Here is a 16,574-nt window from a genome sequence, read left to right as displayed (position 1 = left end):
ATAATCTCTATGCGAAAGGAGGAGCAATAATGCAAACATTAAAAACCACTCCTTTGTATTACGGCAAAAGTCCTGCACGAGGTGACTTTTTAAAAACAAAAGGTCAGAATGCGCTAATACAATTACTTGATCAGTGGATTACTGAAGCATTGGAATATGCAATGCAATCGGGCAGCTTTAAAGAAGCTTATAACACATTGCCTTCACTGGATTTCTTTATTGCAAATCCAAAAGAAAATATGTTTTTAGCAGCGAACCTACTGGCAAGTGAAGATAGTTCAGGTCGGTCTTTTCCAATGGTACTGAGCCATTTATTAGAAATTGATTTGCCATATGATAATTTGCTGTATGCACCTTATAGCTATAAACATGTACTCGTTGATTTATTCCAAAACAATCGTGCTTTAAAAGGAATTAAAGATTCAGATCTATTACTCGGAAAATTAGGTCACTTACAAAATCAGATTCAGGTTTTAACTGAACGCGAGTGTGTAGGTTTCTATGAAAATCATACGATGCATTCATTTGCTCAACTCATGAAGTTAAGTATTTATGAATTGGCGCAAAGTATGATTGGGCTAGGATTATTACTTCAGCCAATTTTACAAAATGGAACCAGTCGCTTAAATAAAGTTTTAATTTTGCCTATTAATAATCCTGCTTACAGTTATGAAATAGCAGCCTTTTGGGTCAGTATTATTTGTCGTTTTTTAAAAGAACATAATACTGAGGTGCTGATAGGTTTGTTACATCGAGAGCAACCGGTATTATTCTTCGGTTTTCAAGGAGCTGATATTTTAGCTCTTAGCGATATTTTTACTCAGAATATGGATAGTAAACACTGGGTTTCTTTAATAGAAGCACAATGGATTGATACTTACTTGGAACAGAATGCTGGTTTAGCTACGCTAGAACAATCATTATGCCAACGCCAATTAAGCTTAAATCAAGGTTTAAAACTATTTAGACAGACTTTTTTGGGTGAATGAAAATGAATCAACGATATCAAACTAAACTTTCACAGCTCATAAAAGGCTGTTTTATCTATGCAATAACTAACTATGCTTTAGCTCAGCCGATTGTCGTAGAAGGTGTAGTTCCTAACGAAGCGAGTAAACAGGCCATCTTATTAAAAATGCAGTCTGTTTATGGTGCCGATCAGGTTGTAGATAAAATACAAGTAAGACCGGTAGCTGCTCCAAATGGGTGGAGTGACTCGGTGACGCGAGTGATTACCCCCGATCTTAAAAAGGTTTCGCAAGGGAAATTAAGCGTAAATGGTACTCGGTTTGAGTTGAGTGGAAAAATGCTGAATCCAGCAGATATCCAACCTACAATTCAATCTTTTCAAGGGTTAGTGCAGCCACCATATCAATTATATTCGCAATTATCAGTCAATCAGGCTGAGCAAAAAATCATTGATGACGCACTTAAAAATCGAATTATTGAGTTTGAATCTGGTAGTGCAGTTTTAACTGATGCAGGTCAAAAAATTCTTGACGAGATGGCTGTTGCTTTAAATAAAGTAGGCGGTAAAAAAGTCAAAATTATTGGTCATACTGATAGTTCCGGTGATGCGACTAAAAACTTAAAACTTAGCCAAGATCGAGCATTAGCAGTAAAAAATTATTTGATTAGTAAGAGTATTCCTGCTGATCATTTATCTACAGAAGGCTTAGGTTCATCTAAGCCAGTTGCAGATAACACTTCTGCGGAAGGAAGAAAGAAAAACCGTCGGATTGAGTTTACTGTTCTATAAATATAAGGAGAAGAACATGGCTAGCCCTTACATTACGATTGGATGCCCAACCACTGGTGGAGGGCAAGTCATTTCAGGAAACAGTACATTTTTAATTGATGGAATTGCAATTGCTTGTGTAGGAGATAAGGCAACTTGTCCGTTACACAAAACGGTTTCTACGATTGTATCGGGAGATCCAAATATGCTTGTCATGGGAAAATCCGCAGCCCGTGTAAATGATTCATTATCATGTGGCTGTAAATTATTACCAAAACAGAGTTTAGTTAATCAAGGATAAGGGTAGAGATATTTTTATATAGATATAAATATCTACTAAAACATATTAACGCTTGAAATGATGAGTAGTTTGTCTGATAAAGCTGAATTTTGTTAATATACAGGCATTATGATTTTAAGCATTAAATTATTTAAAAATATTGAGAGTAATGATGAGTAATTTAAAAATTTTAATTACAAAACTTTCTACAGTTGCACGAACTGCTTTAGAAAAATCAGCTAATGCTTGTGTTATTCAACAAAATTACGAAATTGAAATTGAGCATTTATTTTTAGAATTACTTAATCAATCTTTAGAGAATGATTTAAAAATTTTATTAAAAAAATATAAAATTTCATCTGAAGCTTTAGCTGATGATTTAAAAGAAACAATTTCTCAATTACCAAAAGGTAATACCCGAACTCCTATTTTTGCTAAATCTATTGTACGTTTGTTTGAACAAGCTTGGTTATTAGCTTCGGCTGAACAAAATCCCGTTATTCGTAGTGGTCATTTATTAGTTGCATTATTAACTGCGCCTGATTTATATCAAATTGCAACAAGAGCTTCGAGTTTATTTGACCTTTTACCGATTGATTCAATGAAACACAAGTTTCTTGAAATTTGTGAGAAGAGTGTTGAACAACAAGATGAAACAAAAACACCACTTGATGAGCCGGAGTCAACAGAGGCGACTGTGGCAAATACCAAAGTAGCTAAAACACCTGCACTTGATCAATATACGATTAATCTTACTGAAAAAGCGAAAAAAGGCGGTATAGATCCAGTTATTGGACGTGAATATGAAATTCGATTAATGCTCGATATTTTAATGCGTAGACGCCAAAACAATCCGATCTTAACCGGAGAGCCAGGCGTTGGTAAAACAGCCGTGGTTGAAGGTCTAGCTTTAAAAATTGCTCAAGGTTTAGTACCAAATGCCCTTAAAAATGTTCATTTACATGTGCTGGATATGGGACTTTTACAGGCGGGTGCAAGTGTTAAAGGTGAGTTTGAAAACCGTTTAAAACAAGTTATTCAAGAAGTTCAAGCTTCTACTCATCCTATTATTTTATTTATTGATGAAGCGCATACTTTAATTGGTGCAGGTGGACAAGCTGGGCAAAATGATGCTGCAAATCTTTTAAAACCAGCACTTGCACGTGGTGAGTTGCGCACGATTGCTGCGACTACTTGGGCAGAATACAAACAGTATTTTGAAAAAGATGCTGCATTGAGCCGACGTTTTCAGGTAGTAAAAGTAGAAGAGCCAACTGAAGAAGTTGCAGTAGATATGTTGCGGGCGATGATTCCAGTCATGCAGCAGCATTTTAAATTGCAAATTGATGATGAGGCGATCGTTACTGCAGTTCATTCTTCACATCGATATATTAGTGGTCGCCAACTTCCGGATAAAGCAATTAGTGTGCTTGATACGGCTGCAGCACGTGTTGCTTTGACTCAAAATGCTCAACCTGTAAAGCTTGATCAGTTAAAGGCCCAAGAACATAACTTAAAGCTTGAACAGCAAATTTTAGAAAATGAACATCGTCAGATTCCAATACATCATGAACGATTGGAAGCTTTAAAAGCTAATTTAGAATCTTTGCAAAAAGAGATCCATGAAACCGACGAGCAGTGGCAAAAAGAATTAGAACTTGTTCATAAAATTCAAGAGTTAGAAGCACAGAATCATGCTAATGAGTCTGAAGCTTTCGATCAGATTAATCTACTGCGTAAAGATCTTGCTGAAATTCAAGGACAGCAACCGTTAGTATTTGAAAGAGTAAACTCTCAAATCATTAATGAAATTATTTCTGATTGGACAGGTATTCCTGTTGGAAAAATGGTTAATGATGAAATTAAACAGATATTAACGCTTGAAGATAAATTGGGCGAGCGTGTAATGGGGCAAGATTATGCACTCACACAATTAGTTCAAGGCATTAAAACTTCAAAAGCAAAACTTGAAGATCCGAATAAGCCACAAGGTGTATTTCTTTTAGTGGGACCGAGTGGTGTAGGTAAAACTGAAACTGCATTAACTTTGGCAAATGAGTTATATGGTGGTGAGCAGCATTTAATCACAATTAATATGTCTGAATATCAAGAAGCCCATACTGTATCTTCGCTAAAAGGGGCACCTCCAGGATATGTCGGATATGGCCAAGGCGGAGTTTTAACAGAAGCTGTTCGTCGTAACCCTTACAGTGTTGTGTTGCTTGATGAGATTGAAAAAGCTCATAGTGATGTTCAGGAACTGTTCTATCAAGTATTTGATAAAGGTACTTTAGAAGATGGAGAAGGACGAGTAATTGACTTTAAAAACACGACTATATTGCTGACTTCAAATGCTGGTTCAAGTGCCATTATGCAGGCCTGCTTAAATAGACCTGTAGAAGAGTGGCCTACAGCTGAAGAGTTGATTGAGCATCTAAAACCAAGTTTATATAAACAATTTAAGCCCGCATTTTTAGGCCGAATGAGAGTTGTGCCATATTTCCCACTGCATGATGATCTCCTTGTACGAATCATTAAGCATAAGTTAGGCAAAATCACAGCAAGAATTGAGAAACAATATGGAACACAAGTCCAGTATTCTGATGATTTGGTAGAGTTACTCTTAAGCCGTTGCACAGAAGTCGATAGCGGTGCACGTAACGTTGATAATATTTTAAATTCTACAGTGTTACCTGCATTGGCTACAGAAATTTTGGTGGCTTTAGCAGAGCAAAAACTACCAAAAATTATCATGATTGATGCTAAAGATGACGAAATTCAATATGTACTAGACCCGGTTGCAAAAGCTGCTAAAAAAAGGACTAGTAAAAAATTGAAGTCAGAAGTTTAAAATTGAATAGAGCTAAAATTAGATGAATATTGATATTTCTGAACTACTTGAACCCATTAGTGATAGTTTGCCTTGTGGTGACGACTTTTCATTTTCTAATGAATTTCATGAAATAAAAAAAGCGAAGACACAAGATGATCTATTGCTAGATCAAGGTGATTGGGTTGCTGAGCGCAAACAAGCCGATTGGGACTTTGTAGCAAAGAACACAAGTGTTTTGCTAAAAGATAAAACGAAAGATATTCGTCTATTAACTTGGCTCTTAGAAGCTTGGACTCATCTTTATGGTTTTGAAGGTATGGCGAAAGGTTTAACTTTAAGCCATTCCATGCTGAATCAATACTGGCAGGAAATTCATCCTGTTATTGAAGATGATGATTTAGATCAACGCATTGGTTTATTACAGGGTTTAATTAATCAACTTCCGATGTTGTTAAAGAAAGTTCCTTTAACCAATACGGCTCCTTATTATAATTTGCTTGATTACGATAATTTTCTTTATCACGAAAATGTTCGCCGTAAACAAACTGAAGAGTATGACAGCCAGTCGGGACCATCGGAATTAGAGCAATTCGACCAAGCTATTTTTAATACGTCTAAAACTTTTCAATATTCTAACTATCAAGATTTTAGTTCAGTGTTAACTGAGTGGGATGTTTTAAAGCAAACTCTCGATCATTTAATGGGACTAGATTCGCCAAGTTTTGCTGCGATTGATTCAGCATTTGAGACTATTCACAGCACATTACGCAAGATTTATAAAGCAGAAGCTTTTGGTGCAGGACTTGCACCAATCCAAGAACAGGCTACTGTCATCACGAGTTCATCTATGGAAAATCAAGTGCCTGTACAAGTTGTTTCAACTCAGCCTGCTTTTCAGCCTCAAGCACAAACGCACTTGGCTAACCGCGAGCAAGCAATGAAAGTGCTGCAAGAGATTGCAGATTACTTCCAAGCAAATGAACCTCATAGCCCTGTGAGTTATATGCTTCAAAAAACGATTAAATGGAGTCAAATGCCATTACATGAATGGTTAGCACAAGTCATCAAAGATGAGCATCCATTACAAATGGTTCAGGAAATGTTAGGTGTGCAGCCTAAAAATGAATATGAATAAAGATTGGTAAAGACATATGTTTAAAGCTGAAAAAGTCCTGTGGGGCGAAGGTTTATTTTTAAGACCTCAACATTTCCAAATTCAAGATACCTATCATGAACAACGCCTAAATCATACGGTTCGTGCAGTTGTGCCTTTTTCGTATGGTATTCAGAAGTTAAGTTTCGATGAGGCTCAATTGAGCACACATATTCTTGCTCTTGAGTCTGTAGAGATGATCTGGCAAGACGGTGAAATTTATCAGGCACCTGCATACGATCTATTGCCTGAACCAATTTTACTAGATGATCTTAATTTACGTGGTGAGATGCTAATCTATTTGGCATTGCCGCTTTTACAAGCAAATAAGCAAAATCTCATTGATCAAAACCAAGCACAAAAGGGCAGATATCAATCTCACCTTGTTGAAACGCATGACCTATTTACGAATGCTACCGAAGCGGATATTAGTTTGCTACGCCGCCGTGCTGTTTTTAAATTATTAGATGTGCATAGTAATCCAGACCATAATTTAGATGGTTTCTTATATCTGCCGATTGGAAAAATTAAGCGTCAAAGCTCTGGTGCTTTTGAAATTGACCGAAAGTTTATTCCACCAATTTTGCACGTGGATGCCTCTGAATCACTCATTTCAAACTTAAAAAGAACACTGAATGTCATTAAGGCAAAAATTAAGACGATTCAAACCAATAACCGAGAAAATGAACAGAAATTAATTGAATTCCGTTCAGGTGATATCGTTTCTTTCTGGTTAGTGAATGCCTTAAATACAGCTCATGCTGGTTTAAATCACTTTGTACAATATCCACAAATCCATCCAGAACGGTTGTTTTTCGAATTATTGCGTTTAGCAGGTTCATTATTAACTTTCTCGACAGCCTATGATGTTGATCAACTGCCTGCTTATAAACACCATAATTTACAAGAAAGTTTTACTCAGTTAGACACGATTCTACGTGATTTACTCGATACGATTATTTCAAGTCGTTATATCAGTATTGCGCTTAAAGAGATCCGACCTTCATATTGGGTGGGAAGTCTTGAAACCGATAAAATCACTCGAGACACTCGACTTTATATTGCGGTATCAAGTAGTGCTATGCAGACCCATGAGTTAATCCAGATCGTACCTTTACGATTTAAGATTGGTAGCACTTTAGATGTAGAGCAACGTGTAGTTGCTGCATTACCTGCAATTCCATTACATCACTTAATTCAGGTTCCAACTGCGATACCGGTACGTTCTGGTGTGAGTTATTTTGAAATTGAACCGCATCACGAGCTATATCAGCGCATGTTAGATTCAGAGACGATCTGCATTTATGTTCCAGCTGGTTTCCAAGATATCAGTATTGAATTGATTGCGGTTATGAACGCTTAACGGTAAAGGAGAGAAAAATGTCACAATCTACAGGCGCTCCTTCTTTATTTGACGATGGGCAAATCGGGACGGGTGGAAATAACAATAGCCAGTCGCAAGCAAAACTACAGGCAATTAACCTTATTGATTTATTGCATGATGGCTTTTATTTGATTTTTTTAATTCGAAATCAATATGTACCGGCAGATCCACAGCAATTCCGTGAAAAAACCTTAAATTTGCTTAATCAATTTGAGCAACAAGCCAAAAAATTGCAATTTTCAGCTGATGATATTCATGATGCTAAATATGCATTTTGTGCATTAATTGATGAAACCATCGTAACGCAACAAGACCCAAGCTATTTTAATTTACAGAATGCTTGGTTGATTAGTCCGTTGCAATTGAGCTTGTTTGGTTCTCAGTTAGCGGGCTATCGCTTTTTTGAAATTTTGGAGCAATTGCGAAGCCGTGGAAAAGAACGACTAGCTGCTCTTGAAGTATTTCATTACTGCCTTTTACTTGGTTTTCAAGGTAAGTATCGCATTGAGTCTATTGAAAGTCTGAACCACTTAGTATCACGAGTGGGTGATGAAATTGACTATTTAAAAGGGAAAAAAGTTGCATTTTCGCCGTTCTCGGCAATTCCCGATCAAATACGAAATATTATTCATCGCGAAGTTCCTTTCTTTTGGATTTTGATCTTTTTATTGATTTTTGCATTACTTACCTTTGCAGGCTTAAGATTTATGCTGAACAATCAAAATGATAAAGCATTATCTAATTATCAAAATGTGATTTCTGCTCCTCAAGAGCAAGCGCATATTACAATTTATTTACCTTGATGATGGTACGAAATGGCTCAGGAAAAACCAACTTCTATTCGAGTTTTACAATCGAATAAAAAAAAGCCGAAATCACCACTACTTTATATTGTGATTGGTGTAATTGCAGGGGTGTTTGTCAGCATCTCGCTATTCCTGTTCTTGTCTCAACCGAATTCGCCAGAATCAGCAGCAATTGAGAGTAAATCAACAGAAGAGCAAATTTTAAATCAAGATGCTGCTCATTCTTCTGATGAACAAAATCAGGTTGCTGTAAGTCAAGACAACGAAACAGACTCAATGAGCCGTGATGGATTTGAACAGCCAAAAGATAATGAATTAAGTAATATCTTTAAACCTGTTCCCCATAAAGCTGTTGCTGCGAATGAACAACGAGTTTCCCCATTTGATGAACAGCTAACGGGTGAGAAGAAAGTTCAAGTTGTGCCTCAACCACAGACAAGCCTAGCTAAAACGACTCAACCTAAAGTACAGCCAGCTCAGCAAAAAACAGTGGGTAAACCGCAGCAGCAAGTAGCACAGGCTAAACCCGTAGTTGAGAGTAAAGCTCAAGCCGAACCAGAACCTGAGGTTGAGCCACCTAAGGCATCGGTAGATATTAAAATTACACGAAGTCCTTTTGCCGTGAATTAATGAACTGATGATGGTCTTTCTCATTTTCTTTTGCTTTACATGTTTGGCAATTGGTTTAGCGTTTTTAATGTCTTATGAACTTAGGAGTAGAAGCAAAGATTTCGTTTTGTCATTACTGCCTCAAGGGCGTAAACAGCTGAATCAGGTGAAGCAATTTGCTCAAACGATGAATCAGGCAGCTGCTCCTGAAAAATTACAATCTCATTGGCATTTACAGCAATGGTGGATTGTAATTGCAGGCTTTTTTTTGTTTGCCAGTATATTAATTTTTGCTTTTACTCGTCCGATTAGTTCAACTCGAATTGAAGCTGAATATCTGAAAAAAACTGATCCTCAAATCTATGCACTTTTAAATGGTGAAATATTATCACCACCACCAGAAGTGGATGAAAGCTTAATTGAAGCCGCAATCGTTGAGGCTACGCAGTTAGAGCAGCAATATTCGTCTCAAAATAGTGGAGCTATTAATTCTTCACCGATTGATAATGCAAGTTTCGATGGCCGAGCTATTCTAGACACGACTTTGGTTGATCGTAAATGGGACAAAATGAACCCACGTTATAAACAGCGTTTACTCATGGTGTTTAAAATCATGAAAGAACAGTATGGTTATGAGTTGGTTTTATTAGAAGGTTATCGTAGCCCAGCACGTCAGAATATGCTTGCGGGCAATCCTAACACGACTAGAGCGAGGGGGTATCAAAGCTATCATCAATTTGGTTTAGCTGCTGATGTAGCATTTAAACGAAATGGGAAAGTGGTTATTTCTGAACGGGATCCGTGGGCGATGCAAGGCTATCGGTTATATGGACAAGTTGCCGAATCGGTGGGGCTTACTTGGGGTGGACGTTGGAAATCTATTCAAGATTATGGGCATACCGAATTCCGTATGCCGGGCTTAAGAAAAACTCAAGAAATGGCGGAAAAACTTATTGCTGAAAGTTCGAATGATATAAGTTAAACATTGATTGAGGATTGAAAACGTTTTTGTAAAACAGACGTCATTTTATCTACAAGCTGGGAAATGATCCCAGCTTTTTCCCAAGTGTAAATTGAAACGACCATAGGTGGCACAGCACCTAATGAATCATATCGACGTACTCTACGCCCATTGGTCGTAGCTACAGGCAATAAAGATAACCCTAATCCTGTTTCAACACTAACTAACACGCTTTCTAGGCTACTACCAGTAAAAGCAATATACCAACGTCGCCGCTCACGTTCTAAGGTTGCGAACATTTCGTCCCGATAAAGTCCTCCTTGAGGAAAAGTGACTAAACTCACGGGGTCGGCCCATGGAGTCTTTGAGTTTTCACTTGCAAACCATGCCATTTCTTCTGGGAATGTAGCGTGGTGATCAGCACTGGCTGCGGGTTCTTTGACAATAATAATATCGAATTCACCATTCCGATAAAGCTCTGTTAGGTTCCGGCTTAAGCCAGAGGTTACGTCTAAACGAATGGAACGATGCTCTTTGGCAAATATACCGAAAACTTCAGCCATTGCAGAACTCATCATATCTTCTGGTAAACCAATACGAATAGGAATACTTCCTGCCGGATCTTTAAGTATGGCCTCAGCTTCTTGTTGAAGAGTCAAAATCCTTTGTGCATAACCAATCAGATATTCTCCCGAAACGGTCAATTTGAAAGGTCTTGCTGTTCGATCTATAAGCGCATGACCGACTGATTCTTCAAGCCGTGCTAACTGCTGACTAATCGTTGATTGCGTCAGGTGTAATCGATCGGCGGCCGCGGTAAAACTGCCCGTTTCAAAAATAGTCACAAAAGCACGTAAAAGGCGAGGATCAAACATATTAAGCACCGCTACGTTTAAAAGCAGATCAGATAAGTATTTATAATCTTAATACTATAGATTAAATAATTTAATTTCCAAATACTTTTGGTGGTGTTTATTCTATTTGCAAAATGTTTTGCCATAAATTTCTATTGGGAGATCAGCATGCGTAAGTCACTAATATGGATGAATCTGATCGTCGCGTTAGGGGCTTTAGGTTTTACAAATATGACGAATGCAATGAGTGAGTACCCTTTACATCAGGCAGCAATAAATAACGACACTCAATCTATAAAAAAGATTTTATCTCAAAAGGCTTTAATTGATGAGCGGGATGAAACTGGTTCGACTGCTTTGATGGTCGCAACAAGAGCAAATAATGTACATGCTGCTCATATGCTGATAGAAGCCGGTGCGGATGTAAATGCAAAAGATAATATTCAAGACAGTCCGTATTTGTACGCTGGCGCACAGGGATATTTAAAAATTCTAAGAATGACACTTATGCATGGTGCGAACTTAAAAAGTACTAATCGTTACGGTGGGACTGCGCTCATTCCCGCAGCGGAGCGAGGCCATGTTGAAACAGTTCGTACATTAATAGCGGCTGGTGTAGATGTTAATCATGTTAATAATTTGGGGTGGACCGCATTGCTTGAGGCCATCATTTTGGGCAATGGAGAACCAAAATATCGACACATTGTAGAGCTTTTATTAAAAGCAGGTGCCGATCCGAACTTGGCAGATAAAGACGGCATTAAGCCATTACAACATGCACGTTCACGAGGCTACCGCGAAATTGAAAAAAGACTTCTTGCAGCTGGTGCAAAATAAAAAGTGAGAGTACATGATGGAAAAAGGTGAACAGTTTTTACGTAATGCGATTGAGCTTGCCTATAACAATATTGAAAAAGGTGGCAGACCATTTGGAGCAGTGGTTGTAAAGAATGGAGAAATTATTGCTTCAGGTGTGAATCAGATTCTGACAACCAATGATCCCACCGCACATGCCGAATTACTGGCGATTCGTGCAGCCAGCCAATTTTTAGGATCTGCCAATTTAGAAGGCTGTTCTGTGTATGCAAGTGGCCATCCATGCCCAATGTGTATGGCTGCAATGCGTTTAGCAGGTATCAAGTCGGTGAGCTATGCATATTCTAATGAAGATGGAACACCATTTGGTTTATCTACAGCCGAAATATATATTGAGCTTGCCAAGCCGTTTTCTGAGCAATCAATGAAAATTCAATATATACCCATCAGAGTTGAAAACCGCACTGATCTTTATGTGCATTGGAAGAGTTATCAAGCCAAGAATTTAGGCTCAGAAGAATGAAGCAATCTGGAGTTTTTTTTACTCGTCCCATGCTTGTTGTAACGGTAACTTTGGTAGGCCTTAATTTAAGACCATTTATCACAAGTATTGGACCATTGATTGCCAATATTCGAACAGCCACTGGCTTAAGCCTACAAGGAATGGCATTACTTACTTTGCTACCGATAATGCTTATGGGGTTTGTTGCATTTGTTGGGCCAATATTGCAGAACTATGTGGGCGAACGAAAAGCTATTCTTGGTGCATTACTTGCCATTTGTGCGGGATGTACTGTCCGTTTTTTATTACCTACAGCCGAAGGATTAATTATTAGCGCAATAGTAATTGGATTTGGTGTTGCGATGATACAAGCGGCTTTTCCGGGCATGATTAAACGAGAATTTAGCCAATACATAGGTCCGATGATGGGGCTTTATTCAGCTATGCTCATGGGCGGTGGGGCGTTAGGAGCATGGTTAGCTCCCATAATTTCAAATATAACGGGCCTTTGGTCGATTGGACTGGCTTTTTTTGCTATTCCAGCTTTATTTGCATTTATATTGGCACTGGCTTTTTTACCATCAAAAGTTAGCTCATCCATTCATCGTGCGCCCGTAAGAAAGTTATTAAATCAACCTCGAACTTGGTTATTAATGGTTTGCTTCGGGCTTGTAAATGGTGGTTACTCATCAGTCGTAGCTTGGTTAGCGCCTTCCTTTCAAGATCAGGGTTGGAGTGCAGCGCAAAGTGGACAACTACTTGCTTTACTGGCCTTGAGCCAAGCAGCTTCAGCACTTATTTTGCCCGTTTTAGCAAGAAAATATAAAGACCGACGTCCATGGCTATGGTTTACGTTAGCTATGCAAATGGTTGGGTTTGCAGGAATGGCTTTTATACCTGAGTTTGCTTCTATACTTTGGGCAATTTGTTTAGGTGCGGGTTTGGGAGGATGTTTTGCCTTAACGCTTATAGTTGCATTAGATCATTTTGATGAGCCGATTCATGCAGGTGCTTTATCTGCACTGATGCAAGGCGGTGGTTTCTTATTGGCAGCAATTCCGCCATGGATTATTGCAATTTTGCATGATCTTACGGGGGCTTACAAAGCGGGATGGCTTTTCCATTTAGCCAGTGTGATATTAGTAGTTATTTTAGTGATTAGATTGGCTCCTAAAAGTTATTTTAAGCTGAGTCTATAAGATTTTGAATGAGCTGAATTTCTTTTTATAGAGAATTACCGATTCTAAAACACAAGTAAATTAGGAAATAGTGATACGATAGAACTGAAAATTTTCCGCTTTTAAATGAATACAACAATATTTGATTTTTATGACTTCTTCTTTGAAACAGCTTACTTTATTCAATCAAGGCCTAGGAAAAACTAGTCGATTTGCCAAAGGCTTGGAAGGCACTTTACAGGCGATTGAGCATTTAGGATATGTGCAGATTGATACCATATCGGTTGTAGAGCGAGCTCATCACCATATATTGTGGAGCCGAGTGCCAGACTATGATTTAAACCATTTAAATAGTTTGGTACGCGAACGCCAGATTTTTGAATATTGGTATCATGCCGCATCTTATCTTCCTATGAAAGATTATCGCTATGCGCTGCCTGCCATGATGTCTGTGAGGAAAGGGGAAAGTCGTTATTTCAATAGAGGTGATCAGCACCTCATGAATGAAATTTTAGCCCGTGTTCGTGCTGAAGGTAGAATTCGACTACGAGACATTGATAAGAATAATAAGAAAAGTTTGGGAAATTGGTGGAATACAGGACCAGGTCGCCGTGCTTTTGAGCAGTTATATATGCAGGGTGACTTGATGATCTGTGAGCGTAATGGCATGGAAAAAGTCTATGATTTGACCGAGCGCTGCTTGCCTGAAAATATTGATTTAAGTATGCCTACGCTTTATGAATATGCGCAGTATTTATTTAATAATACGCTTCGAGCACATGGTGCATTTACATGGAAACAATTGGTTCATTTAAAGAAAAATGATTTAAAAGAAACTATGCGTGCCGTGCTGGAGGAATATATTGACGCAGGTGTAGTATCTGCAATTAAGCTTGAGAATGGTCAAACGCTATATGTTGATGCTGCAGCACTAGAACAAAAGCTTAATACTCAGTTCGGTTTAAAAATACTTTCACCTTTTGATAACTCGCTTATTCATCGTGACCGTTTAACTTCTTTATTTGAGTTTGATTATCGGATTGAATGTTATGTACCAGCGGCTAAACGGGTATATGGTTATTTTTGTTTACCGATTCTATATCAAGATGAGTTAGTCGGCCGATTAGATTGTAAAGCGCATCGTTCTATAAAAGAGTTAGAAGTAATTAGTCTGCATCTAGAAAAAACAGTAAAAAATAAGGAGCTTTTCTTTTTCGAATTGGAGCAAGAGCTCAAGCATTTTGCAGCGTTTAATCAATGCTCAACTATTAATGACAAAGTGATAAAGCTTATTCTTGCTAAAATTTAAACACCAAAAGCACTGCAGCTTTTGGTGTTTTCATTTTTTTAGTTCAAAGGCATACGATATTCAATAATTCCTGGTTTTTGTGCAATCCAGTCATAGAGCTTTTGGGCTCTTAGATTGGTTTCTTGAGTATGCCAATATAAACGGTCACAGTCTTGTTCGATTGCTTGCTTCTGCACATATTCAATGAGTTGCTTACCAATATGTTGCCCACGAACTTCAGGTGAAACATAAAGGTCTTCTAAATAGCAGTAATTATTTTCTGCCCATGTTGAACGATGAATAACATAGTGCACAATTCCTAAAACCTGCTCACCTTGTTTAGCAACGGCACAGTACATAGGTTCATTCTCATCGAAAAATCGTTCCCACGTTACTTTTGTGACATGAAGGGGTAAATTTACTTGATAAAAATTTTGGTAAGCAAGCCAATATTTTTCCCATTGCGTATAGTCTTGCTGTTGAACTGGCAAGATTTGAAGATCTTGATTTTGCATAATAATTGCACTCTGTTTTAAAGTAATAAAAAATCGACAATTAGAGTGTAGTTTTGAGAGTGGTATTTTATAAGATACACTTTTGATATTTTTAACAGTACCAGTTTTGATATGGCCGCTTCGATTTCTGCATCTTTTCCACATTTAATTTTGCCAAAAGGCCAGATTAAAGATGGGCTATATACGGCTTTGCGTGATGCAATTTTAGATGGAAGGCTAACTGCCGGAACAAAATTACCCTCAAGTCGTGCCTTGGCAGAGATGATGTCAATTTCAAGGAATTCTGTATTAGCGGCTCTTGAACGATTACTTGATGAGGGATATTTATTTACCAAACCAAGTTCGGGAACCTATGTTGCTGAGGTCGTACCAGATCAGTTAATACATGTTCAGGAAAATTCAAAGAAAACATCTAAAAATAATCATCAATCCTTGAATATTAATCCGAATATTGAAGCTTTATTGGATTCATGGCGAAAGCAATCGTGGTTAAGTAAAAAGAAAAAAATGTTCCATGTGGGGGTGGGTTGTATTGATTTATTTCCTCATCAACTTTGGGGAAAGTTATTAACACAAGCATGGCGGCAGTCATATTATCAGCTTGGACAATTTTACGACCCCCGTGGCTATCTACCTTTGCGTCAGGTAATTTGTGAATATGTCCGCTCCACTCGAGGGCTGAACTGCAACGAAGAGCAAATTATTATCGTAAATGGCACGCAGCAAGCTATTCATTTAACGGCCTATGCTTTACTTCAAGCAAATGATGAAGTGTGTTTGGATGAGCCGGGATATGATGCAGCTTTTAAGATTTTTCGAAGTTTTGGTGCTCAGGTAAATTTGATCGAAAGTGATGAGGAGGGAATGCAAATTTCTGACATTACAGATCATTACTTCAAAAGCAAACTGGTCTATACAGCACCTTCACATCAGTTTCCTTTAGGGGGAACTTTAAGTCTAGCTCGCCGTTTTGCTTTATTAGATTGGGCAAACAAAGAAGAAAAATGGATTTTTGAAGACGATTATAATAGTGAGTTTCGCTATGGCACGCACCCAATTCAAGCACTACAAGGTTTAGACCAGCAGCAGAGAGTCATTTATTCTGGCACTTTTACCAAGATGATGTTTCCGGAGTTTCGCTTAGGGTTCATGGTTGTACCCGAAGCATTAATTGAAACCTTTAGTGCAGCTAAATACTATACTGACGTGAGAAGTTCATATTTAGAGCAGGTCGCTTTAGCTTTATTCATTCAACAAGGCCACTATGCTCGACATGTACGTAAAGTTCGAAAAGCATGCTATGAGCGTCAACAAGTATTGATTAACGTTATTAATGAATACCTTTCAGATGTACTGGATGTTCAGCCGACAGATTCAGGTATTCATCTTATATGTTGGTTAAAAGCACCATGGACTGAGCAGGAATTTATTTCTCATTGCTCGGTCTTGAACTTGGAGATTCAACCTCTATCAAGATATTGTCAACTTGAGTCGAAAAAAGCAGCAGTTCTGTTGGGCTATGCTGCACATCAACCTGAGGAAATAGTAGAAAATATTAGGAGACTAGCTATCAGCATTAAAAAGTAAAATAGCTAAACTTTTCAAATTAATATCTAGATTTTAGAGCGATTTTATTTTTAATGAGAAGGGCAAAATG

The 16,574-nt window shown here is 38.0% G+C and carries 16 protein-coding genes; 14 read left to right on the top strand and 2 right to left on the bottom strand.

What is annotated here, in order from left to right; translation table 11 throughout:
• Positions 1-29: 29 nt before the first annotated feature.
• The 9 genes from tagF to HLV59_RS11830 all read left to right on the top strand — a co-directional run bounded on the left by tagF (position 30) and on the right by HLV59_RS11830 (position 9,785).
• On the top strand, positions 30-989 hold the full coding sequence (gene tagF / locus HLV59_RS11870) for a type VI secretion system-associated protein TagF (RefSeq protein ID WP_014206363.1): 960 nt from the start codon (positions 30-32) through the stop codon (positions 987-989).
• A 2-nt stretch (positions 990-991) separates the two neighbouring features.
• Positions 992-1,759, top strand: coding sequence for an OmpA family protein (locus HLV59_RS11865; RefSeq protein WP_057105249.1), 768 nt, complete (start codon positions 992-994; stop codon positions 1,757-1,759).
• 16 nt (positions 1,760-1,775) lie between these two features.
• Entirely contained in the window at positions 1,776-2,039 is a 264-nt protein-coding gene (locus tag HLV59_RS11860; RefSeq protein WP_004793184.1) for a PAAR domain-containing protein, read from the top strand.
• A 148-nt stretch (positions 2,040-2,187) separates the two neighbouring features.
• Positions 2,188-4,869 (top strand): type VI secretion system ATPase TssH, encoded by a 2,682-nt coding sequence (gene tssH, locus HLV59_RS11855; protein ID WP_163120259.1) that lies wholly within the window; start codon positions 2,188-2,190, stop codon positions 4,867-4,869.
• Between the two features lie 22 nt (positions 4,870-4,891).
• Positions 4,892-5,986 (top strand): type VI secretion system protein TssA, encoded by a 1,095-nt coding sequence (tssA, locus tag HLV59_RS11850; protein WP_171430029.1) that lies wholly within the window; start codon positions 4,892-4,894, stop codon positions 5,984-5,986.
• 16 nt (positions 5,987-6,002) lie between these two features.
• Positions 6,003-7,367, top strand: coding sequence for a type VI secretion system baseplate subunit TssK (tssK, locus tag HLV59_RS11845; RefSeq protein WP_086394619.1), 1,365 nt, complete (start codon positions 6,003-6,005; stop codon positions 7,365-7,367).
• 17 nt (positions 7,368-7,384) lie between these two features.
• Positions 7,385-8,191, top strand: coding sequence for a type IVB secretion system protein IcmH/DotU (gene icmH, locus HLV59_RS11840; RefSeq protein WP_031947939.1), 807 nt, complete (start codon positions 7,385-7,387; stop codon positions 8,189-8,191).
• Between the two features lie 12 nt (positions 8,192-8,203).
• Positions 8,204-8,824 carry a hypothetical protein gene (locus tag HLV59_RS11835; protein ID WP_171430028.1) on the top strand — a complete coding sequence of 207 codons (621 nt, stop codon included), beginning with the start codon at positions 8,204-8,206 and terminating at the stop codon, positions 8,822-8,824.
• 7 nt (positions 8,825-8,831) lie between these two features.
• Positions 8,832-9,785 (top strand): M15 family metallopeptidase, encoded by a 954-nt coding sequence (locus tag HLV59_RS11830; RefSeq protein WP_200042829.1) that lies wholly within the window; start codon positions 8,832-8,834, stop codon positions 9,783-9,785.
• On the opposite strand, the gene HLV59_RS11825 is transcribed toward HLV59_RS11830, so the two are convergent.
• Positions 9,782-10,639, bottom strand: coding sequence for a LysR family transcriptional regulator (locus tag HLV59_RS11825; protein ID WP_171430027.1), 858 nt, complete (start codon positions 10,637-10,639; stop codon positions 9,782-9,784). The two genes, HLV59_RS11830 and HLV59_RS11825, sit on opposite strands and share 4 nt — an antisense overlap.
• Positions 10,640-10,786: 147 nt before the next feature.
• Between HLV59_RS11825 and HLV59_RS11820 the strand changes: the two genes are divergently transcribed.
• The 4 genes from HLV59_RS11820 (at position 10,787) to HLV59_RS11805 (ending at position 14,423) form a co-directional block, all read left to right on the top strand.
• Positions 10,787-11,455, top strand: coding sequence for an ankyrin repeat domain-containing protein (locus HLV59_RS11820; protein WP_200042828.1), 669 nt, complete (start codon positions 10,787-10,789; stop codon positions 11,453-11,455).
• A gap of 16 nt (positions 11,456-11,471) precedes the next feature.
• A complete protein-coding gene (locus HLV59_RS11815) occupies positions 11,472-11,957 on the top strand; it encodes a nucleoside deaminase (protein WP_081175965.1) in 486 nt (161 codons plus the stop codon).
• The gene (locus HLV59_RS11810; RefSeq protein WP_171430026.1) at positions 11,954-13,135 is read left to right on the top strand and encodes a cyanate transporter; all 1,182 of its coding nucleotides are present in this window, start codon (positions 11,954-11,956) and stop codon (positions 13,133-13,135) included. The genes HLV59_RS11815 and HLV59_RS11810 overlap by 4 nt, the downstream gene beginning before the upstream one ends.
• 130 nt (positions 13,136-13,265) lie before the next feature.
• The gene (locus HLV59_RS11805; protein ID WP_171430025.1) at positions 13,266-14,423 is read left to right on the top strand and encodes a winged helix-turn-helix domain-containing protein; all 1,158 of its coding nucleotides are present in this window, start codon (positions 13,266-13,268) and stop codon (positions 14,421-14,423) included.
• A 38-nt stretch (positions 14,424-14,461) separates the two neighbouring features.
• Here HLV59_RS11805 and HLV59_RS11800 read toward each other — a convergent pair whose 3' ends face one another.
• Positions 14,462-14,917, bottom strand: coding sequence for a GNAT family N-acetyltransferase (locus tag HLV59_RS11800; protein ID WP_081174460.1), 456 nt, complete (start codon positions 14,915-14,917; stop codon positions 14,462-14,464).
• Positions 14,918-15,028: 111 nt separating this feature from the next.
• On the opposite strand from HLV59_RS11800, the gene pdxR reads away from it, so the two are divergent.
• Entirely contained in the window at positions 15,029-16,504 is a 1,476-nt protein-coding gene (gene pdxR, locus HLV59_RS11795) for a MocR-like pyridoxine biosynthesis transcription factor PdxR (RefSeq protein ID WP_171430024.1), read from the top strand.
• Positions 16,505-16,574 lie beyond the last annotated feature (70 nt).

The organism is Acinetobacter lactucae, assembly GCF_013122135.1.
In the GTDB taxonomy this organism is placed as follows: domain Bacteria; phylum Pseudomonadota; class Gammaproteobacteria; order Pseudomonadales; family Moraxellaceae; genus Acinetobacter; species Acinetobacter lactucae.
This window is presented reverse-complemented; position numbering and strand designations above follow the sequence as displayed.

What these genes read in the sequence shown, in the direction of transcription:
- tagF (WP_014206363.1), top strand. Translation starts at nt 30, where the DNA reads ATGCAAACATTAAAAACCACTCCTTTGTATTACGGCAAAAGTCCTGCA.
- HLV59_RS11865 (WP_057105249.1), top strand. Translation starts at nt 992, where the DNA reads ATGAATCAACGATATCAAACTAAACTTTCACAGCTCATAAAAGGCTGT.
- HLV59_RS11860 (WP_004793184.1), top strand. Translation starts at nt 1,776, where the DNA reads ATGGCTAGCCCTTACATTACGATTGGATGCCCAACCACTGGTGGAGGG.
- tssH (WP_163120259.1), top strand. Translation starts at nt 2,188, where the DNA reads ATGATGAGTAATTTAAAAATTTTAATTACAAAACTTTCTACAGTTGCA.
- tssA (WP_171430029.1), top strand. Translation starts at nt 4,892, where the DNA reads ATGAATATTGATATTTCTGAACTACTTGAACCCATTAGTGATAGTTTG.
- tssK (WP_086394619.1), top strand. Translation starts at nt 6,003, where the DNA reads ATGTTTAAAGCTGAAAAAGTCCTGTGGGGCGAAGGTTTATTTTTAAGA.
- icmH (WP_031947939.1), top strand. Translation starts at nt 7,385, where the DNA reads ATGTCACAATCTACAGGCGCTCCTTCTTTATTTGACGATGGGCAAATC.
- HLV59_RS11835 (WP_171430028.1), top strand. Translation starts at nt 8,204, where the DNA reads ATGGCTCAGGAAAAACCAACTTCTATTCGAGTTTTACAATCGAATAAA.
- HLV59_RS11830 (WP_200042829.1), top strand. Translation starts at nt 8,832, where the DNA reads ATGATGGTCTTTCTCATTTTCTTTTGCTTTACATGTTTGGCAATTGGT.
- HLV59_RS11825 (WP_171430027.1), bottom strand. Translation starts at nt 10,639, where the DNA reads ATGTTTGATCCTCGCCTTTTACGTGCTTTTGTGACTATTTTTGAAACG.
- HLV59_RS11820 (WP_200042828.1), top strand. Translation starts at nt 10,787, where the DNA reads ATGCGTAAGTCACTAATATGGATGAATCTGATCGTCGCGTTAGGGGCT.
- HLV59_RS11815 (WP_081175965.1), top strand. Translation starts at nt 11,472, where the DNA reads ATGGAAAAAGGTGAACAGTTTTTACGTAATGCGATTGAGCTTGCCTAT.
- HLV59_RS11810 (WP_171430026.1), top strand. Translation starts at nt 11,954, where the DNA reads ATGAAGCAATCTGGAGTTTTTTTTACTCGTCCCATGCTTGTTGTAACG.
- HLV59_RS11805 (WP_171430025.1), top strand. Translation starts at nt 13,266, where the DNA reads ATGACTTCTTCTTTGAAACAGCTTACTTTATTCAATCAAGGCCTAGGA.
- HLV59_RS11800 (WP_081174460.1), bottom strand. Translation starts at nt 14,917, where the DNA reads ATGCAAAATCAAGATCTTCAAATCTTGCCAGTTCAACAGCAAGACTAT.
- pdxR (WP_171430024.1), top strand. Translation starts at nt 15,029, where the DNA reads ATGGCCGCTTCGATTTCTGCATCTTTTCCACATTTAATTTTGCCAAAA.